We start from the raw sequence: 22,392 nt of genomic DNA on the forward strand, positions 1-22,392 counted from the left end.
CGAATAATTTGCACCCCGTCTCATACCTGGCACTAAATTGAACAAAATCATTGAAAAAAACCGCCATAAGCTTTAAACGGAAAGCCAAATGGCACATTGCAAGCAATCAGCCAGTGAGTTTCAGCAGTTTTGGCTCAGGGAGCGCTGATGAGTTTTCGTATACTGACCGGCTCCCCGCGGCAATCGAGCAATGACGCAGTTGCCGCATTTCACCCCCCAGGGAATCCGGATACCGTCGGCATGGCTTGCGCCGGCAACGACGACAGGATCGGACAACTGCTGGACTCGGCGCGCAACTGGGCCCATACCACCGCTTGGGCGTTTTACCGCGCCGGTGAACAGTTGCATCGGGTTGGCCAGGGTGACCCACGGGGACATTGGCCTTCAAGCGTTGCGAATGATGATTTTGAAGCCTTTTGCCTGGCTTCGAACCTGCACCGCTGGCCCACCGGCAGGGGCGAAAGTGAGCTGGGTTGGCTGCTCGCACCCGTCAACGATGCCGCGGAACCGGCGCTTGCCGAACTTGCCCAGCGCCTGGGCATCGAGCTACAGACCAATACCCTGGCTCGTGCGCAGATCACTCAGCGTGTGCTGTATGAAATTACCTATCTGGCCAGTTCGACCCGTGACCGCTCAGAGTTCCTGGTGGGGGCTCACCGGCTGCTGGCCAGCCTGATCGACGCCGAGAACTTCTATCTCGCGCTGTATGACCCGCACACTGGCAAGATCGACTACCCGTATTACGTCGACATCATCGACGTCGATGCTCTGGAATCCGAAAACTACGAATACCTGGACCCTTCGCGGCTGTCGCTGACGGGCCAGGTGTTGACCACCGGCCAGCCGTTGCTGATCGATGCCGCCGGTATTCTCGCGGCCCAGGCCGAGGACCGTTTCCACTGCGTGGGTGATCGTCCCGAGTACTGGATGGGCGCGCCGTTGAAAAATGCCTCGGACGAGGTGTTTGGCATGCTGGCGATGCAGGTCTACGACGTTTCTCGCATCTACAGCGCTGAAGACCGCGCGCTGTTCCTGGTGGTCGCCCGCCACGTAGCCATGGCGCTGGACCGGATTCTGCACCGCGAAGACCTCGAAGAAACGGTGTTGCGTCGCACCCTGGAGCTTTCGGCAGTCAACGACGCATTGCGCCAGGAAGTCACGGACCGGGAGCGCGCCGAGCATCTGCAAAGCGCGCTGTTCCAGATTGCAGAACTGTCGAGTCAGCCGGGTGACATGGCCGAGTTGTTCCGGACCCTGCATGGCATCGTCGGTGATCTGCTGTTCGCGCAGAACTTCTACATTGCACTGTTTGACGACGGGACCGGTGAAGTGACGTTTCCCTATTACGTGGATGAACGGCAGACGACCTGCCCGGCGGCACGCCGAGGGCGCCGGGGCTTGACCGAGTACATCATCCGTCAGCGCCGCCCCTGCCTGATTGACGTCGGCGAAGCCGAGCGATTGTCCGCGCAGGGCGAAATCGAAATTGCCCATGAGTCGGTGCGCTCCTTCTCCTGGCTGGGCATACCTCTGTTCGAAGACAACGTGGTACGCGGTGTGCTGGCGGTGCAAAGCTATACCTCGCAGGTGCGCTATACCCAGCGTGACCAGGAACTGTTGACCTTCGTGTCGCGGCACATAGATACCGCGTTATCGCGACGCACGGCCGCCGAAGCGATCCACGCCGCCAACCTCAAGCTCGAAGCCCGGGTGCAGAGCCGCACCCGCGAGCTCGATCACGCCAATGCCAAGTTGCAGCACGAAAACTCCCACGATGCGCTGACCGGGCTACCCAATCGCACCTACCTGCAGCAGCGCCTCAACCTGGCCTGGTCGCGGTTCGGCAGCGAAGGCGGGCCCCTGGCGGTGATGTTCATCGACCTCGACCGCTTCAAGATGGTCAACGACAGCCTCGGCCACCATTTTGGCGACCTGCTGTTGATGCAGGCTGCCCAGCGTTTACGCGGTTGCCTGCGCGACACCGACATGCTGGCGCGTCTGGGAGGCGACGAGTTTTCGGTGCTGGCTCCCGAGGCGTCGCTGGAGGTGGTGATTGAAATCGCCGAACGGATCCTGGTGGCATTCGACCTGCCGTTCTTCATCAATGGTCATGAAGTTTTTTCGTCCTGCAGTATCGGTATCGTCAGCGCCGACAGTCAGGTCCATCACGAGCCTGCCGACTTGCTGCGCGATGCCGATGCAGCGATGTACCGGGTCAAGAGTGCCGGGCGCGACAGCTACGCGGTGTTCAACCAGGAAGTGCGCCGTGAAGTCTCGGACCAGGTCGAACGAGAAGGGGCCTTGCGCAACGCGCTCAAACGCACCGACGAACTGCTGCCGTATTTCCAGCCGATCGTCAGCGTCGACACCGGCGAACTCTTGGCCCTTGAAGCACTGATCCGCTGGCACCAGCCGGGGGGCCGGGTGATCGCACCGGGCGAGTTCCTGCCGGATGTCGAGGGTTTGCGCCTGATCGGTCGACTGGACCTGTACATGCTCACCAGCATTGCCACGATCCTCGCACAACCCGAACACGCCAACTGGCCGCCGGTGCACGTCAATTGCTCCAGCTACAGCATGACGCGCCCGGATTTCGCCACTGAGGTGCTGGCACTTTTGGCGCAGCACCGGGTCTCGCCATCGCGAATCTGCCTGGAGTTGACCGAAGGGGCACTGGTAGCCGAACCGGCGATTGCCCGCCAGACCATGCAGCAACTGGCCGACAACGGCATGACGGTGGTGCTCGATGACTTCGGCGCAGGGTTTTCATCCTTGAGCTATGTGCATCAATACCGTTTCAGCGGCTTGAAAATCGACAAATCGTTTATCTTCGAACTGACCACCAGCGCCCGCAGTCGCGCGATCGTCCGGGCCATTGTGCGGATGGCCGAATCGCTGGACCTGAGTGTGGTGGCCGAAGGCGTCGAGGATCAGGCGACGCTGGAGTTGCTGCGTGAAATGGGGGCAGGGCAGGCCCAAGGTTATTATTTTGCCAAGCCGATGGCCTTGAAGGCACTGTTTGCCAGTTCACTGCTCGGTCCCCGGGGTTGCTGACAAAACCACAGCACGAGGGCCGCTGCACTGATCAAGGCACCCAACAGGCTGACGGCAATCCAGCCCCAGAGCGCATACACCTGGGTCGCGGCGGCGGCACCCAGTGCGCTGCCCACCGAGTAAAAGAACATGTAGGCACCGATCATGCGACTTTGGGCGTCGGGTCGTGCGGCAAAAATCAGGCTCTGGTTGGTGACATGTACGGCTTGCACCGCGAAGTCGAGCAAGACCACGCCGCAAACCAGCGCGATCAGTGACGACTGTGCAAAGGCGATGGGCAGCCAGGACAGCGTCAGGATCGCCAGCGAAATGCCGGTGACCCGTTGCCCCAGCCCCTGGTCGGCCCAGCGACCGGATCTTCTGGCAGCAAGGGCGCCGGCGACGCCCGCCAGGCCGAACAGGCCGATGAGCGTGTGTGAAAGCGACAGTGGAGGGGCGCTCAACGGCAGCACCATGGATGTCCACAGCACGGAAAAAGCGGCAAATATCAGCAAGGCCAACAGGCCTCTGGTTCGCAACACCGGTTCGGTCAGGAACAGCGTGAAGAGCGAGCGGATGAGTGCCGGGTAGGTGTATCGACTGCGTGGCGTCACTGCGGGGGGCAACACTTTCCAGAACACCGCCGCGAGGGTCAGCATCAGTCCCGAGGAAACAAAATACACGGTGCGCCAGCCCGCCAGATCGGCAATCAGCCCGGAGGTGAATCGCGCCAGCAGAATGCCAAGGACAATGCCGCTGGTGACGGTCCCCACGGCCTGGCCACGTTGTGCCGGCGTTGCCAGCGCGGCGGTGCAGGCCACCAGCACTTGAACCATTACTGCCAGCAAACCCACGGCGATCATGGCCCCCAACAGGGTCAGCCATTGCTGTGCGGCGCCGACGCCCGCCAGCGCAATCGCAGAAAGCAGCATTTGCGTCAGAATCAGCCCTTTGCGGTTCAACAAGTCGCCCAGCGGGACGATGAACAACAACCCCAGCGCATAACCGACCTGAGTCGCCGTCACCACAAACCCGATCATTGATGGGGCCACATTCAGGCTCCGGGCCATTGAATCGAGCAAAGGTTGTGCGAAGTAGACGTTGGCGACGGCAAGCGCGCAGGTGACCGAAAACAGAAACGTGAGCTGCGCAGAAAGCCCCGAAGCCTGCGCGGCGAAAGGATCGGTGGTTGAATCGGTATCTGCTTTCAAGTGAGCCTCCGTGGCGCTAAACTGGTTTCAATTAGCAACTGGATTCATTGTTATCGAATCAGGTTTCATATTGCAACCACATTGCTCAAGATCAGCCGACGGACCTGGCGGTCCTTATCCAAAAGGTAAACACGATGGTCGCAGCCCCTTCTTCGCAAAACAGCGAATGCCCGGTAGCACGAACACTGGAAGCCATTGGGGATCGTTGGTCGCTCATGATCATTCGCGACGCGTTCGACGGCATTCGCCGATTCAGCGAATTTCAGAAAAGCCTGGGGGTGGCCAAGAATATTCTGGCATCGCGCCTGAAGACGTTGGTTGAGGTCGGTGTGTTCGACGTTCAACCGGCATCGGATGGAAGTGCCTACAAGGAATACGTCCTGACGGAAAAAGGACGGGAGATCTTTCCCGTGGTGATCAGTATGAGGCAGTGGGGCGAACGGTTTCTGTTCACGCGGGACGAGACGCGTTCGGTGTTGCTGGACAATGAGTCCGGCCAGTCCCTGATGCCGATTGAAGTTCGCTCCGTGAGCGGCCAGAAACTTGGGCCTTCGGATTGTCACAGAGTGAGGGTGGTTGCCGACGAGTCGTGAATCGAACGGTTGAAGGCGAATCAGTCGAGCAGCGACACCAGCCGCGGTTCGATTGATTGCCCAACGACTTCAAGCAACGCCAGGGTGACAGGCAATTTGAAGCGTCGGCGCCCGGCGCTGCCTGGATTCAGGTACAGCCGTTCACCGCGCCAGTCGATGCGGGGTTTGTGCGAATGACCGGTGATCACCAACTTGATACCGTCATCAAGATTGACCGCCACATCGACGATGTCATGCACCAGCAGAACCATCCAGCCGTTGAACTCCAGACGCAGACAATCGGGCAACTCCCGCGCCCAGGGGGCGTCCAGGTCATTGTTGCCACGCACCGCATCCACCGGCGCGATTGCGGCCAATTGCTCGAGGATAGCCGCGCTGCCGATATCACCCGCGTGGAGGATGCGATCACAGCCTTGCAGGGCGGCAATGGCTTCGGGGCGCAGCAAACCGTGGGTGTCGGAGATGACGCCGATTTTCATTGCTGGCGGATCGAGCGGCATTCTGGTTCCAGGCTCAAGGGGATGTCTGCTGCGTGCAGCTTTGTTGAACGAAGCGGTCGATCAACCACCTCGCGGCCGGCCCCGGTGGCAGATCCGTGCGGTAGATGACGTCGAAGGCGTAAATCCCGCTTTTGTATTCCGGAATGTTCAGCTGTACGAGTCGGCCGCTCTCCAGGTCTTCCCGGACCATCGGGGCCGGCATGTTCCCCCAGCCGATGCCCTCACGCAGCAGCATGTGTTTGGCGCCAAGGTCCGCCAGGCGCCAGGTGCGGTTGCTGAGCACGGCGAAATCCTTGTCCTTGGTCAGGACCGAACGATCGGACAGCACCAGTTGCGTGTGCTCTCGCCCGGCGCCGGGAACATTCGAGTCGCTTGAAGCCAGCGGATGATTCGGGGCCGCCACGGGAATCAACTCGACACTGCCGACCCCCATTCTCTCGATACCGTCGATGCCCTCGTTCATGGGGCCGCTGACACCGATTATCGCACCGCGGTTGACCACCCGTTCAGTGACCGCGCCGAGGGCTTCCATGTGCAAGTGCAGGGCAACGGTCGGGAACTCTTCGCGAAAGGATTTGAGCGCGTCGACCACACGCTCGGGGGGCAGCATGACATCGAGCACCACGTGCACTTCGGCTTCGAGCCCCTGAAGCAGGCCCTTCACTTTGGCGCGTAGTCCATGAACACCGTTGGCGATGGTCCGGGCTTCGGCCAGTACGGTGCGACCGGCATCGGTGAGCTGGGGTTTGCGGGTTGTCTGGCGGTCGAACAGAGACACACCGAGCTGCATTTCCAGGTTGGCGATCGAGTAGCTGACCACCGAAGTGGCGCGATGAAGTTTTCGGGCGGCCGCCGCGAAACTGCCGACTTCCACGACCGTCAGGAACACTCGCAGTTGGTCCAGCGTCGGTGTTCCCGGGTCAGAGATCATGCCTGTTTCCTTGATCCGGACGTCGCTCGGAAAATTGCACGATTTATCTCTCCTTTACCGGTTGAGCGGGTGGCTTTTCTAATAAATCGAATTTAATGATCTAAATTAGTCAGCTATTCAGATTAGCTGATGCAGCGCAACATTTCCTCACCAAGGCGCTTCCCTTTGAATCGCACCTAACTGTAGGAAACATCCCATGACGAACTCTGCAAACATCGCTCAATCAACCACCTCTGAACAGAGCCGCTCGGATGTGACTCAAGCCTCGGCCTCGTTGATCGGCCGCGTACTGCTTAGCGCAATCTTCATCCTTTCCGGTTTTTCGAAACTCGCCGCTCCGGCAATGATGGTCGGTTACATCGGTTCGGTCGGCCTTCCGTTTCCACAATTGGCACTGGCGGTGGCGATCATTGTAGAGATCGGCGGCGGCCTGGCACTGATTGCCGGATACCGCACCCGCACCGTCGCCGCCGTACTGGCCGTGTTCAGCGTGTTCACCGCGCTGGCGTTCCATAACGCACTGGGCGATCAGAACCAGTTCATCCACTTCTTCAAGAACATCGCGATGGCCGGCGGCCTGTTGCAGGTCGTGGCCTTTGGTGCCGGTCGCTTCAGCCTCGACGCTCGCCGTCGTTGATACACCCTTTATCCCTTCTTTTCGATTACCGAGGCCACCATGAAAGCCCTACGCGTGTACGAATACGGCAGTCCTGACGTTTTACGCCTGGAAGAGATTGCAGACCCTGTCGCCGGTGTCGGTGAAGTGCTGATCGATGTCGCCGCAGCCGGGGTCAACCCGATAGACTGGAAAATCCTGTCCGGTGCCATGAAAGCGTTCATCCCGTTGCCGCTGCCTTATACGCCGGGCGTTGAAGTGGCCGGCACCGTCGTCGCGCTGGGGGAGGGCGTCACTGAATTCAACATCGGCGATGAAGTGTTCGGCTTCATCAACATCGTCGGCGGTTATGCGACCAAAGCCGTTGCCCAGGCTGGCAGGCTGGCGCTCAAACCAAAATCACTCAGTGCCTTGCAGGCTGGCGCTGTCCCGGCATCGGCCCTGACAGCCTGGCAGGCACTGACCGAACACGCTGGCGTGCAACGTCGCCAGAAAGTGTTGATCCACGCCGCGGCCGGTGGCGTGGGCAGCATGGCCGTGCAGATTGCCAAGTACCTGGGCGCTGAAGTCTACGCAACGGCCTCGGCACACCATCATGCCTACCTGAAGGAAATCGGAGCGGACTACACCATCGACTACACCACCCAGGCTTTCGAGGAACAGGTATCCGGCCTCGATGTGGTACTGGACCTGGTGGGTGGCGAAACGCAAACCCGTTCGTTTGCAGTACTTAAAAAGCACGGTGTGCTGGTATCGCCCGTGAGCGCCCCAAACATGTCGCTGGCCAACGACTACGGCGTGACCCCCGCGAACTTCGCCACCCGTTCGGATGGCCGGCAGCTCTCGCTCATCGCCGAACTGTTCGACAAGGGACACCTCACTGTCAACGTAGAGGCATACCCCTTGAGTGAATCAAAGGTGGCGATCGAAAAAAGCATGGGCCGTCACTTGCGCGGCCGGCTTGTCCTCGATACCAAGAGGTAAGTGATTGCCAGTGATTGTCCGTAGAGTTGGGCGTCGATACTGGAGACGCCCATCAGCGGCTGTGTTGTGTTGCGACCGTTACTCGTGTATCCGGTCAACAGCTCGCCTCACCTGGCTCAACAGGTGATCGACATCCTCGACGGTGGTGGCGAATGAGGTGACAAAACGAACGACATTCGGTCCCCAACGATCGTGATAGAACCCGAAGCCGGCTTTCAGCAGCGCTTCGATCATTGCCGAATCCAGTCGACAGAACAGGATGTTCGCCTCGGTGCCACCGAGCACCTCAACGCCGCTCAGGCCAGCAAGCCCTTGTGCCAGGCGCTGGGCGGCAGCGTTGGCCTTGCGTGCATTGCGCAACCAGAGATCGTCGGTCAGGTACGCATCGATCTGCGCCGACAGAAAACGCATCTTGGAAGAGAGATGGCCTGCGCGCTTGCGGCGATAACTCATCTCGGTGGCGAGGGCGGTGTTGAACAGGACGATGGCTTCCGCCGCCAGCACACCATTCTTCGTTGCACCAAACGACAGGGCATCCACGCCGGCCTTCCACGTCATCTCGGCCGGGGAACAGCCGAGCGACACCAGGGCGTTGGCAAAGCGCGATCCATCCATATGCAATCCCAGGGAAGAGGATTTGCAGACGTCACCAATGGCTGCGATTTCGTCCAGGGTGTAGATGCTACCGACTTCAGTGGCCTGGGTGATGCTGACGCAGGCGGGTTGAGTCGTGTGTACGTCGCCGACTTTGTCGCGAGTGCGCTCGCGCAGTCGAACGATATCCAGCTTGGCCGCCGGGCCGTCGACGGTCATAAGCTTCGCGCCGTTGGAAAAGAACTCCGGCGCGCCGCATTCATCGTTGTTGATATGGCTGGCCGGATGGCAGTAGATGTTGCCCCAGGGTGGCGTCATCGCGCTCAGGCACAGGGCGTTGGCGGCGGTGCCGGTGGGTACGAGAAAGACCTCGACGTCACGCTCGAAGATTTCGCAGAACTTGCGCCGGACCTGCGCCGTCAACTCGTCGGTGCCATAGGGGCTCGCCTGGCCCGTGCTGTGTTTGACCAGGGCTTGTGCCACCTCCGGCGATGCACCGGCGATGTTGTCACTTGAAAAACCCAGCGCGGGCGGTCTGTTTGTTTCACCGTTCATCATCCAGTTCTCGGCTGCGCAGGCGAAGGTGTTTCGCCCGGATTGGCGCATCCTATGGCGGGTGGGGGTAGCCGCGCTTGTAAAAAATTGACGGTCGGCTGATGACCGACGGACTAAGTCCTGTAGCGCGATGGCGCGACGCCGAATGCCTGCCGAAAGGCGCGATTGAAATGGCTTTGATCGTAAAAGCCGACGGCGTGGGCGACCTCGACGATGGGGTGCACGCTGCGAGCGAGCAGGCCACAGGCCCGTTCGAGGCGCAGGCGAAGCAGCCAGGCGTGGGGTGTCATGCCGATGGTGCGCTTGAACTGCTTGAGGAACGGGAAGCGGCCCAGCCCGCACAGGCCAGCGAGATCATCGAGGGTGATTCGCTGATCGATGTGGCTGAAACAATAGTCCCTGACGCGAGACCATTGCAGGGGCGATAGCGTGCCGGTAATCGTTTCGGGCCTGATCGCCCGTGACTGGCTCAACAGGTGTTCAAGCAGGATGAACCATTGCGTTTGCACCGCGAGGCTGCCGGGTCCGACGGCCTGCTGCATCGCTTCGTGCAACGCCCGCAGGTTAGCGACAAGCCCGGTGTCTTCGAGCAGCGCACCGGCCAATTCAAGCTCTTTGGGCTGACCGCTGATCTCCTCGGTCAGGCTCGCGACCAGCGCCTGGGACAGGCGGAATGTCTTGAGCGTATAAGCGCCGCCGCCCTCGGACACACCATCGTGGATTTCACCCGGCGGCATCAGGGCAACACTTCCCGGACCCAAAAGAAACGACTCGCCCTTCGACCGATGACGCTGGACGCCTTCGGTGACAAAACCAATGTGGAAATCGAGGTGGTAATGGCGATCGAAGCCGACATCCGCAAAACGTGCGGACCCCAGCACCAGGCCTGGTACTTCGGACACGTGATGGTACTTGGCTTGCTCAGTCATGAAACCCGTTCAGCAATCGGCGAGGAGGGCGAGAGATTCAGAGTTTAAGCGCGCAAGAGGTATAGATCCATGGGTTGCCAGCAACTGGTCCGAGGTCGTCCATGAGTCATTGAGTGTCAACCGAAGTCGCTCGCCATGAGGATGTTGCGCAGCAAGTGATTACGGCTGCGCAACATCCTGTAGCCGCCCTTAACTTTGTGGCACCACCCGCGCTTCGTTTCCGGCACCTTCGACGTACACGTTCATGCCTTTTCTCAGCGCCGGGTTGATCGGCTGGGTCACCTGAACCAGTACGCCGCTGTGGGTGCGAACGATGATCTGCTGTGCGTCCACGGGCTGATCATACTTTTTCTTTTCAACGTAGTTGCCGCCTGCCGCCCCCGCGAGGGCACCGGCGACCATCGCCACATCCCGGCCGGTTCCCTGGCCGATCAGGCTTCCCAGGGCCAGGCCGCCAATACCCCCCATTATGGCGCCGACACCGCTATCGTGATTGGTCTGCATCCGGGTCTGTGTAATCTGCTCGATTTTCCCTGAACGAATCTCCATCTCGCCAGCACCTCCGCCCCCGGCGCCCACCGCGGCACAGCCGCCAAGCACCAGTCCAAAAAGCGTAATCGTCAGCCAGGAAGCGATTGTTTTCATCGTCGAACTCCATTTTCCGGGGAAGTGGGTCATGCACACGCATCCAATGACGTTAGACGAAAATGTCCGGTTCATGCGCTTGTTTGCCTGCGCACTGTGCGTGAGGGTGGCCAGACTTTGGCTCTCTTAGTGGCTGATGTTGATCAGTGGGTACTTCTGAGCCGCAGGGTTGCAACCGGGTTCTAGATTGACGCCTATGTGGCGAGGATGTTTGCTCCCTCGCCACAGGTTCAGTATCACCCTTGACTGACCGGCATCAGGGCGAGCCGCTCCCGCAGGGTGTGGGCTTAACCCAAGGCCGTGAAATCGCCGGCGTGCAACTGCTGGACGCCCACCAGCCGGATTTCGAACTCGGGGGTGGCGTCGGCGTTGACACTGCCCTGGAGAACGCCATCGGCAAAGCGCAGTTGTCCGGTGGCGTTGGCAGGGTCGAAGGCGTTGCTGCCGATGAAGGTGAAGGCGTCGACAGCGGTGGTCAGCGGCTTGGCGTCCAGGCCGGTGAAATCCAGATGATCGCCCTCGATGCTCTTGAAACCGTTTATCACATCGCGCAAAGCCCCTACGCCCATGTCCGGCAGCGCACTGAACGCGAAGGTATCCGCGCCAGTGCCACCGGTGAGGTTGTCGGTGCCTGCGCCGCCGATCAGCCGGTCATTACCCGAACCACCCACCAACGTATCGTTGCCCGCACCACCGTTCAGAACGTTCGCGGCGCTGTTGCCCGACAGATTGTCGGCGTAGGCGCTTCCCGTCAGGTTTTCGCAGGACCTCAAGGTGTCGAGCCCAGAGCCCGTGGTGTTTTGTTGCCCCGAGGTCGAGAGGTTTACCGTAACGCCGGAGAGGGCGCGCTCAAAAGACACCGTGTCAATGCCATCGCGCCCGTCCAGCACATTGTTGCCGGGTCCGGCGAACAGCGTGTTGTCCAGCGCATTGCCCGTGCCATTGGCGGCGCCAGTGCTATCGACATACAGATGCTCGACGTTGTTGCCGAGAGTAAAGGCCGCGAGGCTGCTGTGTACGCTGTCGACCCCTCCAGACGCCGCATTGCCGTTGATCTCGATCACGGCGTCATCGGCGTTGTCGACATAGTAGGTGTCGTTGCCATCGCCGCCGCTCATGCTGTCGGCCCCGGCGGCACCATTGAGCAGGTTATTGGCGGCATTGCCGGTGATGAAGTTGTGCCGCTCGTTGCCGGTGCCGTTGATGTCCGACACGCCGGTGAGCACCAGGTTTTCGAGATTGGCGCCCAGGGTCCAGCTGACCGAGGCTTGCACCGTATCGATCTGCGAGGTCGAGGTGCTGGTTTCCACTACACGGTCCAACGTATCGTCGACCACATAGATGTCGTTGCCATTGCCACCGGTCATGGTGTCGGCGCCCAGGCCGCCATCCAGTGTGTCGTTGTCCGAACTGCCCACCAGGGTATCGGCCTGGGCGGTACCGGAAATCATGTTCCGGGCGTTGTCGAAAATGTCCTGCACACTGTTGTTGTCGTTGGTGTTGCCCTGCAAGCTAAGGTCACCGGCAATGTAGTCGGCCAAACGCTGGCCGACGATCTCCGCCGACTCCTCGTGCAGGTGCCAGACGTCGTCGGGATACGTCAGCGGATCGACTTCGTGGCGCAAGGGGAGGTCGGTGTAGTCCACTGCCAGCTTGACGTCGGCGCGCTCGGCGGCGATGGCTTCCTGGGCGGCGCGGACATAGCCAGCCCCCTCGACGATCGAGGCAATCTTCTCTTGCGAATAACCACGGGCACTCGCTGCGTCCTGGTCGTAGTGACCGGTTTCCAACATGTACACGCTGAAGTTGCCGAACTGGGCATGCAGGTAATCAAACACCTTCAGGGTCGCGGCCTTGTACGCCGCTGCTGCCGCTGCTTTGTCCGTGGCGCGGGCGATCTCCTGGGCGGCTTCCTCGCCCTGGCCCCAAATGATGCCCATGGTGACGTTACTGATCGATTGCAGTTCGCTGAGCTGGTCCCGCAGCAGCGTCACGGCGCGCAACAGCGCAGCCCCGGGTTGGTTGGTGTCGGTCAGCCACCAGCACAACTTGAGCTCCTCGGCGCTGAGCGTCGACAGGCCGGTGACCGTGCTGCCTCCCACTGCGATGTCGATGCCGTTGCCATTGGCATCGGTGAACTGGCTGCGCACGTCATAGGGGGTGTAGCGGTCCAGGTCGTTGACCAGCATCGAGGTGCCGGACTGAGCGTCGTCCTCGGTCATGCGCAGCAGGCGCGCATTGGATTGGCCGAGGGTGGGCAGGTAGAGGATGTCCTGCCGGGCTGGCTCGCCGAACACGAAGTCGCTGGCGGTCAGGGTGTCGAGGTAGTTGCCGTTGAGGGCGATTTCAAAACGATTGCCATCGGCATCCGCTTCGGCGGACTTGATGTAGGTCTTGTCGCCGGCTGCGTTGAGGGTCAGGTACAGCGTGCCATTGCTGCCATCGCCGAGGCCGAGAAAGCCCAGGCTCGAAACATCGATCTTGTCGACGCCCGCGGTGAAGTCATAAATCGTGTCGGTGGCCGTGACACCGCCGGTGTCGTAGTTGCGGTAGCTGTCGAGTACGTTGCTGTAGCCGAAGGTGTCGGCACCGTCGCCGCCGTACAGCGAGTCGCGTCCGGCACCGCCGTCTAGCTTGTCGTCGCCAGCGCCGCCACTGAGGCTGTCATTACCTGCCAGGCCGAGCAGGGTATCGCCCGAATCGCTACCCAGCAGCGAGTCGCCGGCACTGGTGCCGGTGATCACACGATTGAAGATGAAGTGGCTGGCGGTCAGGGTGCCGGCGAAGTTTCCCGAGAGAATCAGCTCGAAGCGATTGCCGCTGGCATCGGCATCGAAGTCCTTGATGTAGGTACGGTCGCTGCTGGCGCTGTAGCTGACCTGCAGGGTGCCGCCACGGCCATTGCCCAGGCCTGTGAAACCGAGATCGGCGAGATCGATCTTGTCCCGGGTGACGTCGAAGTCGGTGATGGTGTCATCGAAGCTTGTGGTTGCGTTGCGGTAACTCTCGGACTGAGCGGTGAAACGGAACGTATCGGCGCCGGTACCGCCAGTGAGTTTGTCGATGCCTGCACCACCTATCAGAATGTCGCCACCGGCCCCGCCATTGATAGTGTCGTTGCCGGCTCCGCCGTAGAAAATCTCGCTGGCGGCGCTGCCCGACAGGGTGTCGTTGCCGGCCGTACCTTGCACGATGGTCATCGGCACCGTGGCGCTGACGTAGCTGCCGTCGCCATAGATCAGCGTGGCGCCGTTGCTGGTGTGACTGATGGTATTTCCAATAATTGCATTGCGATCGGTGCCGTCTTCATTGCGCTCTGCAACGCCGTAGGTCGACAGGTTGCTGCCGCTGATGAGGTTGCCCTGGATGATGTTATCGCTGCCGTTGAAGTACTTGCCGGACACGCCCAGGGTGTCGTCGTAGGACTGGATGATGATTTCCGGTACGGGGCTGCCCAGGGAGTTGTTGTTGAGTGTGTTGTCGATGATATCGACGTGATTGCTGCCGTAAATGCGGACCCCGGTGCTGGAGTTGTCGTGGATGTCGACGCCGCTGACGGTCACCTCGCTGGACAGTTTGATCAGCACCCCTTCGGCGCCGTTGCCGTACACCTCGCCACCGGTGATGGTGATGTTGCTGGGGGAGTGGATGTCCTCGCTGCCGCGCTGCACCACGATGCCAGTGGCGCCGTTGTTGTAGGCAACGTTGTTGGTGAGCGTGAAGTCGTGGGTGCTGGTAACGATGTTGAAACCGTGCCGGTCGTTGTCGTAGGCGACGTTGTTTTCGAAAGTGCTGTCGCTGAGGAAGTCGGCAACGAATCCGTCCAGGCCATTGCCATGGGACACGCTGTTCTTGATGACCATGTTGACGGTCTGCTCGTGGGGATCGAAACCGTACCCGGAGCAGTCCTTGATCTCGACGCTGTCGAGGGTGACGTTGGAGTCGAAGCCCGCTTCGCCGGGAATGTAGCCGTTGAACCAGCCGTCGATCTTGCCCGTGGTGTTGTCACGGTTGCCGTCGATGGTGAGGTTGCTGACGCCGAAGTCGTGGGTTTGCTCGCCATAGGCGGAGCGGATGACGCCGGTGATCTTGGTGTCGGAGCCGTCAGCCACCTTGACGGTGGTTGCGCCCATGCCGTCGCCATACAGGTAGACATTACTCTTGAGCATCAGGCAGCCGTCGGAGGGTTCCTCACCTGCGGAAACGATATAAGTTCCGGTCGGCATGTAAACCTGCCCCCCGCCGGCAGCGGCCGCCGCATCAATTGCATTTTGTATCGCCGCCGTGTCGTCAGTGATGCCATCTCCTTTGGCGCCAAAATTTTGTACATTGAAAATCATGAGTTTATCTCCGTATCAGGCGAGAACCTCGGTAGTGCCAATATTCAATCGATAGCTACCGGTTTATGACCCAACGGAGCGCAAAAGTTGTGACCGCATATCGGAGGAGCGTCAAAAAAACCGATTCAGCTGATTAGCGGTTATGAGATGTTTCGAAGAGATAACGGTTTGTTGACGCTCGCTCAGGTAGCGAGGTCGAAGTGGACCAGCCAAAGATCTGCTGGAAAGCTGTGTGGAAGGTGTCTGGAGAGTCCGGGGCGTTTCAAGTGGGCTCTACGTTTACCCCGAGGTTTAGTGAGATACTGGCACCGTAATACTTCGGACTTCCCCTTTTACTGCATGGATTGCACCTCGCTTGAAAACCATAGCGCTTACCTTCGCCTTACTTATTCCTATCGGCACCACGCACGCTCTGCGCGTTGAGAAGCCCGAATGATGTTTACCAAGCGGCGCAGCTCCTTGGTGGGATTCATTCTTTTAGCGGTCGGTCTGGTTGGTTTTTCGACCTTGTTACTGCTGAAGTCTGAGACTGAACGCCGGGAAACGCGTTTTTCAGAATACGTACAGAACATTTCCGGCATCGTGCGCAACCAGCTGGATACCAATGAAGCGGTTTTGTCGGGTTTTTCAGCCTTTCTTCAGGCCGTCGACCAGAGCGATACGGAAGCAGCAGCCCGTTATGCGGCAGCGGTTTTATCCGCGTACCCTCATATTTACATGCTCGAGGCGGCGAGGGCGGTCCCCATCGACGAGCAGGCTGCATTTGAAGCACTGTTGAAACGCACCTGGCGTCCGGATTTTGCGCTCAAGGATTTCCCGAACCTCGCTCAGCAACCTGCCCAGCATCAGGTCTCTCTCAATGAGACTTGGCCCGTGTTGTTCATGTACCCGCCACTCCCGCAGTCCAGTTCGATCTATGGCGTCAGGCTGGAAACCGTTGGGCATCTTTCATATGCACTGGCTCGAACCCGCAGTAACCAGAAACCCGTCGTATCGCCGGTTTTCTCGATGTACGAAGGTGGTAATGCTTACATCCTGATGCAGTCTGTCCGTCGGACCGAGGATGCAAGAGAGAGCACACGCCCCAATTTTTTCGGCAGCACGATGTTGTCTTTGCTCTTGATCAGAACTGACTCGCTATTGGAAGCCGTGAACGATGCGAACGTCGATCCTTTTGTCCATGTCAGCGCTGTTCTGAAAACCGGCGCTGGTTCAGAAAACAACGTGTTTTCTACAGACACCGGGCAGGCTGGTTTCCTGGATCAGCTTTTCCTGCCGCGCCTGACGGATCGGGTCGACATTAGAAACGCTTCACAACCCATGACGTTGCTGTTTGAGCGTCAACTACGGTTTGGGGATGTTCTGACCGCCGAAACATTGGTGATCCTTGCTGTTTTGGCCTCGGCGCTTGTCCTCATGCCGCTTGTGTTGATTCGGCATTTCAAGGCCATAGAAAGGGCTGAAGTCGAGCACGAACGAGCAACGTATCTGGCAACCCATGACGTACTCACCGAACTGCCCAACCGCTACCTGTTTGCCGATCGTTTTGAGCAGGCCATCGGCAATTGGAAAGTAAATGGAACACAGTTTGCCGTGTTGTTGATCGACCTGGATCACTTCAAGGAAATCAACGACGAATGCGGCCATGAAGTAGGCGATCAAGTGCTTCGAACAGTTGCAAGTTGCATGCTTCAGGCGACTCGCTCGCGTGACACAGTCGCACGCTATGGAGGGGATGAATTCGTCATTCTGCTCACGGACATTACCAGCGCTCAGAGTGCTGAAAAAAAGGCGGAGAGGTTGTTTGAAGCCATCGCGCAGCCAGTCATGACAACCGCTGGAAAAAGATCGCTCTCGTGCAGTATCGGGGTTTCGCTATTTCCTGTTCACGGCCAGAGTCTCGACACTCTGCTCAAGGCGGCGGATCAGTCGATGTATGGCGTCAAACAATTAGGTCGCAAAGGCATTGCAATGACTGAAACGCTAGAGGCCTGATCTGACGAAGAGATGTTGAAATGCTTGCCGGCTGGTCTTGTGGCTCGGCAGGCGTTGATCACACAGGACATACGAGGGATTGTTCAGGGGGGCGCCTGGCAGCCTGAGGGACTGCCAGGTGAACGCTTTGTGGAGTTAAGCCCGAAGCCTTGCATCGGCTGTTACTGAAGGCTGCAGCAGCGAGAACAGGTTCTTGGGATCCTGCAGCTCTGGCACCAGCTGAATGTCGCTGCCAATGTTGAGCGTTCTTGCAACATCCAGCACATAGCGCAAGGCGGAATAGTCCTCGATGGCGAAGCCGACCGAGTCGAACAAGGTGACTTGCTCGGCATGCTGGCGACCTTGAGTCTGACCAGTGATGACTTTCCAGAATTCGATAACCGGAGAGTCGGCGGGCATCTGCTGAATTTCCCCTTCAATGCGGCTTTGCGGTTCGTACTCAACCATGACCCGCGCACGTTCCACGATATCCCGGTGCAGTTCGGTCTTGCCGGGACAGTCGCCGCCCACTGCGTTGAGGTGCATCCCGGGCTCGATCATCTCAGGCGTTAAAATGGTTGCGTAGGCCTTGTCGGCCGTGACCGTGGTCACGATATCGGCACCACGCACCGCTTGCGCAACGGTTTTGGCAACGGTCACCTGTATGGCAGGGTAGGCCCGCAGGTTGGCTGCCAGCTTCGCTGTCGCGGCCGGATCGATGTCGTAGAGACTGATTTCAGTAATGCCGAGCAATGTATGGAATGCCAGGGCCTGGAATTCGCTCTGTGAGCCGTTGCCGATGAGCGCCATTCGGCGACTGTCCGGTCGGGCGAGGTAGCGGGCCGCGAGCGCAGAGGTGGCAGCGGTGCGAATGGCGGTCGTCAGCGTCATTTCACTCAGTAAAACAGGCTTGCCGGTATCGACGTCTCCCAGTGCACCAAACGCCATGACCGTCAGCATTCCATTGTGGGTGTTCTTTGGATGTCCATTGACATACTTGAAGGCGTAGAGCGAGGCATCAGACACGGGCATCAGCTCGATGACACCCTCCGGCGAGTGGTTCGCCAGGCGTGCGCATTTTTCGAAATCCGGCCAGCGTACGTAGTCTTGACGGATGTACTCGGCCATTTCGATCAGGCAACTGGGTAAGCCTTTTTCCTGGACGAGACGGCTCAGATCATTGACGTCAATGTAACGGGTCATATTGGGTTCCTTTGGGCGTTTTTTTTGTGTGCCGGTCTGGACGACCTTTCGCTTTGGCGGCTGAGACTCAGGAGGCGGTCCATGTGTTTGCAACGGACCTATTGTCGAGGCAATGGCGAGAAGATTTCGGCCAATACTGACCCTGGGCGCAGCGAGAGAAGTCGAAAAACAGAGGGCGCACAGCGGAATCGGTCGAGTGACATTTATCAGTCGCACCTCGCTCGCATGGCTCAAGCGCGATGTGCTTCACGACGCATCGTTATGCAGATGAAGTCGAAGTCCAAAAGACAATCACACTTCCTTTGTCGCTCTCTTCAAGTGGAGAAACAGTGACTTACGGCAGACGACAGAATCGGCTGTGAAACCCCTTCGTTCAGCACAGGCACGCTGTTTGAACATGGGGTTACGACACCCGCAACCTCCCGGCAATTGGCATTCTGGCGGTCCGTTTCAAGCACTTGTCGTTCGCCGCTTGAGATGGAGTGCAACTGCGACGACTGGCTGCTTCCAGTCGATAACAACAACAAAAACGGCTGCGGTGAAGACCGCATCGACTCTCTGCCCCTGTCAAAAAGTGTGGTCCGACGCAGGCGCCGGATCGCGATAAATCCAAATAATCCGGGACTCAAGAACATGAACATCAAATGGCTGACTTTGCCGGCACTCGCGTTGCTGTGCTGCACCACGGGCGCCAGTGCCAAGGAATGGAAGGAGCTGCGATTTGGCGTTAACCCAAGCTACCCACCCTTTGAATCCACCACGGCCGATGGCGGGGTTCAGGGCTTCGGCGTGGATCTGGGCAATGCAATATGTGCCGAACTGAAGCTGACCTGCGTGTGGGTCAGCAATGACTTCGACGGGCTGATTCCGGGGCTCAAGGCCGGCAAGTTCGATGCCATCGAATCTTCGATGACCGTTACCGACGCGCGTAAAAAACAGATCGACTTTACCGATCGCCTGTACGCCGGACCGACCGCCATCGTTACCCGAAAAGACTCCGGACTGCTGCCTACCGCCGAGTCACTGCGCGGCAAGACCATCGGTTACATGCAGGGCACGATTCAGGAAACCTACGCCAAGGCCAAACTGGCGCCGGGCGGGGTGAAACTGCGGGCCTACCAGAATCAGGATCAGGTCTATGCCGACCTGGTATTTGGCCGTCTCGATGCGTCGATCCAGGACAAGCTGCAAGCGCAGATGAGTTTCCTGACCTCGCCACAAGGGGCCGAGTTCCAAAACAGCGAAGGCATCAGCGACCCGTTGGTGCCGTCAGAAATCGCCATTGGTGTGCGCAAGGACAACGATGAGCTCAAAGGCATGCTCAATGCCGCCATCAAGGCCCTGCACGACAAGGGCATCTACGCGCAGATCCAGCAGAAACACTTCGGTGATCTGGACCTCTACAACAACTGATCCTCGCGCCCCGGTCGCCGTGTCGCAGCGACCGGGGCGCATCAAGACAGGTGACTGGCGTGAATTCCTTCCTGAATATTCCGGGGCTCGATCTTTCGGCCCTGCAAGGCTATGGCCCTTTGTTGCTGCACGGCACCTGGGTCACCCTCAAACTGTCGGCGCTCGCGCTTGTGGTGAGCATGGCGCTGGGGCTGCTCGGCGCGGCGGCCAAGCTGTCGCCGCTGAAGCTGTTGAATCTGCCGGCGACCTTTTACACGACGCTGATCCGTGGCGTGCCCGACCTGGTGTTGATGCTGCTGATTTTCTACAGCCTGCAAGGCTGGCTCAGCGCCCTGACCGAGTCCATGGGATGGCCCTACATGGAAATCGACCCATTCGTGGCCGGCATCATCACCCTGGGTTTTATCTATGGTGCGTATTTCACCGAGACCTTTCGCGGGGCGATTCTCAGTGTGCCACGCGGTCAACAGGAGGCCGCGGCGTGTTTCGGCCTGAACCGTTGGCAGCGCTTTCGTTTCGTGGTGTTCCCGCAAATGATGCGTTTCGCCCTGCCGAGCCTTGGCAACAACTGGCTGGTGTTGCTCAAGGCCACGGCGCTGGTATCGATCATCGGTTTGTCGGACCTGGTCAAAGTCGCGCAGGAGGCCGGCAAAAGCACGTTCAACATGCTTGATTTTCTGCTGTTGGCCGCAGCGCTTTACCTGCTGATCACCAGCGCTTCGAACTATGTCTTGCGCGTGCTGGAACGGCGCTACAACCAGGGTGTACGGGGGATGGCGCGATGATCGAGTTGATTGCCGAATACTGGAAACCCTTTTTGTTCAGCGATGGCGAGACCCTCACCGGGTTGGCAATGACCCTGTGGTTGCTGGTGGCGAGTATTGCCATGGGCTTTTTTCTGTCGTTGCCCCTGGCGATCTTGCGCGTCTCGCGCTGGGGCGTTTTGCGTTGGCCCGTTCAGCTGTTTACCTACATTTTTCGCGGCACGCCGTTGTATATCCAGTTGCTGATTTGCTATAGCGGGATCTACGGCATTGCAGTGGTCCGTTCGCAGCCATTGCTCGAAGCGTTTTTCCGCGATGCCATGAATTGCACCTTGCTGGCGTTCACCCTCAACACCTGCGCCTACACCGTGGAAATTTTTGCCGGAGCGATCCGCAGCATTCCCTACGGTGAAATCGAAGCGGCACATGCCTATGGCCTCAGTGGCTGGCGCCTGTATCTGCAACTGATCCTGCCTTCGGCGCTGCGCCGTGCGCTGCCGTACTACAGCAACGAAGTGATCCTGATGTTGCACGCGACTTCGGTGGCGTTCACCGCAACGATTCCGGACATCCTGAAAATTGCCAGGGACGCCAACGCCGCGACATTCATGACCTTTCAGGCTTTCGGTATTGCCGGTCTGCTGTACCTCGTGCTGTCGTTCGGGCTGGTCGGTGCGTTCCGCCTGGCTGAGAAACGCTGGTTGAGCTTCCTCGGTCCGACCCACTGACTTCCATTCTTTATCCAGAGCGGCGCCGACAGGTGTGCCGCTCCAGGAGTATTCGCATGTACAAACTCACCGTTGAAAATCTGTATAAACGTTTTGGTGACAACGAAGTACTCAAGGGCGTCTCGTTAAACGCGCGGGCAGGGGACGTGGTGAGCATGATCGGCGCCAGCGGTTCGGGTAAAAGCACCATGCTGCGCTGCATCAATTTTCTGGAACGGGCGGACGAAGGCGCCATTGCTCTGGATGGCGAGCGAGTCCTCACCCGCCAGGGTGTCGGTGGCATGCGTGTCGCCAACCCGAAGCAGTTGCAGCGCTTGCGCACGCGACTGGCGATGGTGTTCCAGCATTTCAACCTGTGGAGTCACCTGACCGTGCTGGAGAACATCGTGCTGGCGCCGTGTCGCGTCCTGGGCATGAGTCGAAAGGCCGCGGAGGAGAGCGCACGGGCGTATCTGGACAAAGTCGGCTTGCCGCAACGGGTGGCCGATCAGTACCCGGCGTTTCTGTCGGGCGGGCAGCAACAACGGGTGGCGATTGCCCGGGCCCTGGCGGTGGAACCGGAAATCCTGTTGTTCGACGAGCCAACCTCGGCGCTCGATCCGGAACTGGTGGGTGAAGTGCTGAAGGTGATTCAGGCACTGGCCGAAGAGGGCCGAACCATGTTGATGGTGACCCACGAAATGGGCTTTGCCCGGCAGGTCTCAAGCCAGGTGCTGTTCTTGCATCAGGGGCGGGTCGAGGAGCAGGGTGATGCTACGATACTCGACCGGCCAAACAGTGAACGTTTGCAGCAATTTCTATCGGGTCGTTTGAAGTGAGGCAAGGCGTACATGGCGGATATCCGCGATCTGTCGATCGTGCTTGATCGTATCGATCAGGCAATCATTGAAGTGTTGCGCCATGAAGGGCGCATCACTTATCAAAAGCTGTCCGAGCGCGTGCACCTGACCCCCAGGCCTTGCCTGGAACGGGTGCGCAAGCTGGAACAGCTTGGGGTCATTCGCGGCTATGGTGCGATTCTCGATGAGAAGAAACTGACGCCGGGCTTGTCGCTGCTGGTGCTGGTGGCGTTGTCGAACCAGAGCGGACGCGCGGCGCAAAAGGCCTTCGAAGCCAAAGTCCGCGCCTGCCCACAGGTGCTGGAATGTCGCCTGATCAGTGGCGCGTTCGACTACAGCCTGCGCATGCGCTGTCGTGACATGGAACATTACCGGGTGTTGACCGAAGTCTGGTTTGACGACCCGGATCTGCACATCGACAAACTGGTCAGCCACCCGGAGCTGGCGATGGTCAAGACCACCATGGAATAGGCACTGTGGGAGCGGGCTTGCTCGCGAAGGCGGTGTGTCAGTCGACATTGATGTTGGATGACACAACGC

At 59.2% G+C, this 22,392-nt stretch carries 18 protein-coding genes; 10 read left to right on the top strand and 8 right to left on the bottom strand.

Translation table 11 applies throughout. From position 1 onward, the window contains the following. Positions 1-147: 147 nt before the first annotated feature. The gene (locus AC07W4_RS23150; RefSeq protein WP_495034113.1) at positions 148-3,054 is read left to right on the top strand and encodes an EAL domain-containing protein; all 2,907 of its coding nucleotides are present in this window, start codon (positions 148-150) and stop codon (positions 3,052-3,054) included. Here AC07W4_RS23150 and AC07W4_RS23155 read toward each other — a convergent pair. Next, positions 2,985-4,244, bottom strand: a complete 1,260-nt coding sequence (locus tag AC07W4_RS23155; RefSeq protein ID WP_495034114.1) for an MFS transporter — start codon at positions 4,242-4,244, stop codon at positions 2,985-2,987. The two genes, AC07W4_RS23150 and AC07W4_RS23155, sit on opposite strands and share 70 nt — an antisense overlap. A 134-nt stretch (positions 4,245-4,378) precedes the next feature. Between AC07W4_RS23155 and AC07W4_RS23160 the strand changes: the two genes are divergently transcribed. Next, positions 4,379-4,837: a winged helix-turn-helix transcriptional regulator gene (locus AC07W4_RS23160; RefSeq protein ID WP_495034115.1), complete on the top strand. Its 459-nt coding sequence runs from the start codon at positions 4,379-4,381 to the stop codon at positions 4,835-4,837. Positions 4,838-4,857: 20 nt separating this feature from the next. On the opposite strand, the gene AC07W4_RS23165 is transcribed toward AC07W4_RS23160, so the two are convergent. Continuing rightward, a complete protein-coding gene (locus tag AC07W4_RS23165; protein WP_495034125.1) occupies positions 4,858-5,316 on the bottom strand; it encodes a metallophosphoesterase family protein in 459 nt (152 codons plus the stop codon). Positions 5,317-5,350: 34 nt separating this feature from the next. Next, positions 5,351-6,268: a LysR family transcriptional regulator gene (locus AC07W4_RS23170; RefSeq protein WP_495034116.1), complete on the bottom strand. Its 918-nt coding sequence runs from the start codon at positions 6,266-6,268 to the stop codon at positions 5,351-5,353. Positions 6,269-6,464: 196 nt separating this feature from the next. On the opposite strand from AC07W4_RS23170, the gene AC07W4_RS23175 reads away from it, so the two are divergent. Both AC07W4_RS23175 and AC07W4_RS23180 read left to right on the top strand, forming a co-directional pair. Further along, positions 6,465-6,905: a DoxX family protein gene (locus tag AC07W4_RS23175; protein ID WP_008053408.1), complete on the top strand. Its 441-nt coding sequence runs from the start codon at positions 6,465-6,467 to the stop codon at positions 6,903-6,905. 39 nt (positions 6,906-6,944) lie between these two features. Continuing rightward, positions 6,945-7,868 carry an NADP-dependent oxidoreductase gene (locus AC07W4_RS23180; protein ID WP_495034117.1) on the top strand — a complete coding sequence of 308 codons (924 nt, stop codon included), beginning with the start codon at positions 6,945-6,947 and terminating at the stop codon, positions 7,866-7,868. A gap of 78 nt (positions 7,869-7,946) precedes the next feature. On the opposite strand, the gene AC07W4_RS23185 is transcribed toward AC07W4_RS23180, so the two are convergent. From AC07W4_RS23185 to AC07W4_RS23200, 4 genes are all read right to left on the bottom strand, one after another. After that, positions 7,947-9,017 (bottom strand): threonine aldolase family protein, encoded by a 1,071-nt coding sequence (locus AC07W4_RS23185; RefSeq protein ID WP_495034118.1) that lies wholly within the window; start codon positions 9,015-9,017, stop codon positions 7,947-7,949. A 113-nt stretch (positions 9,018-9,130) separates the two neighbouring features. Beyond that, on the bottom strand, positions 9,131-9,946 hold the full coding sequence (locus tag AC07W4_RS23190; protein WP_495034119.1) for a helix-turn-helix transcriptional regulator: 816 nt from the start codon (positions 9,944-9,946) through the stop codon (positions 9,131-9,133). A gap of 189 nt (positions 9,947-10,135) precedes the next feature. Next, positions 10,136-10,591, bottom strand: coding sequence for a glycine zipper 2TM domain-containing protein (locus AC07W4_RS23195; RefSeq protein WP_495034120.1), 456 nt, complete (start codon positions 10,589-10,591; stop codon positions 10,136-10,138). A 287-nt stretch (positions 10,592-10,878) separates the two neighbouring features. After that, complete coding sequence (locus AC07W4_RS23200) at positions 10,879-14,931, bottom strand: glycosyl hydrolase family 28-related protein (protein ID WP_495034121.1); 4,053 nt, start codon at positions 14,929-14,931, stop codon at positions 10,879-10,881. Between the two features lie 435 nt (positions 14,932-15,366). Between AC07W4_RS23200 and AC07W4_RS23205 the strand changes: the two genes are divergently transcribed. Beyond that, a complete protein-coding gene (locus tag AC07W4_RS23205; RefSeq protein WP_495034126.1) occupies positions 15,367-16,926 on the top strand; it encodes a diguanylate cyclase domain-containing protein in 1,560 nt (519 codons plus the stop codon). A gap of 135 nt (positions 16,927-17,061) precedes the next feature. Here AC07W4_RS23205 and ocd read toward each other — a convergent pair whose 3' ends face one another. Beyond that, positions 17,062-18,108 (bottom strand): ornithine cyclodeaminase, encoded by a 1,047-nt coding sequence (gene ocd, locus AC07W4_RS23210; protein ID WP_495034122.1) that lies wholly within the window; start codon positions 18,106-18,108, stop codon positions 17,062-17,064. A 633-nt stretch (positions 18,109-18,741) separates the two neighbouring features. Between ocd and AC07W4_RS23215 the strand changes: the two genes are divergently transcribed. Genes AC07W4_RS23215 through AC07W4_RS23235 form a run of 5 tightly spaced genes read left to right on the top strand, consistent with a single transcriptional unit; the run spans position 18,742 to position 22,323 of the window. Then, positions 18,742-19,521: a transporter substrate-binding domain-containing protein gene (locus tag AC07W4_RS23215; protein WP_495034123.1), complete on the top strand. Its 780-nt coding sequence runs from the start codon at positions 18,742-18,744 to the stop codon at positions 19,519-19,521. 59 nt (positions 19,522-19,580) lie between these two features. Continuing rightward, the gene (locus AC07W4_RS23220) at positions 19,581-20,306 is read left to right on the top strand and encodes an ABC transporter permease (protein ID WP_495034124.1); all 726 of its coding nucleotides are present in this window, start codon (positions 19,581-19,583) and stop codon (positions 20,304-20,306) included. Continuing rightward, complete coding sequence (locus AC07W4_RS23225; RefSeq protein WP_008049856.1) at positions 20,303-21,013, top strand: ABC transporter permease; 711 nt, start codon at positions 20,303-20,305, stop codon at positions 21,011-21,013. The genes AC07W4_RS23220 and AC07W4_RS23225 overlap by 4 nt, the downstream gene beginning before the upstream one ends. 56 nt (positions 21,014-21,069) lie before the next feature. After that, positions 21,070-21,831, top strand: coding sequence for an ABC transporter ATP-binding protein (locus tag AC07W4_RS23230; protein ID WP_007986657.1), 762 nt, complete (start codon positions 21,070-21,072; stop codon positions 21,829-21,831). 12 nt (positions 21,832-21,843) lie between these two features. Continuing rightward, positions 21,844-22,323: an Lrp/AsnC family transcriptional regulator gene (locus AC07W4_RS23235; protein ID WP_007974731.1), complete on the top strand. Its 480-nt coding sequence runs from the start codon at positions 21,844-21,846 to the stop codon at positions 22,321-22,323. Positions 22,324-22,392: the final 69 nt, after the last annotated feature.

Source organism: Pseudomonas sp. GW821-FHT02A08 (assembly GCF_059422045.1).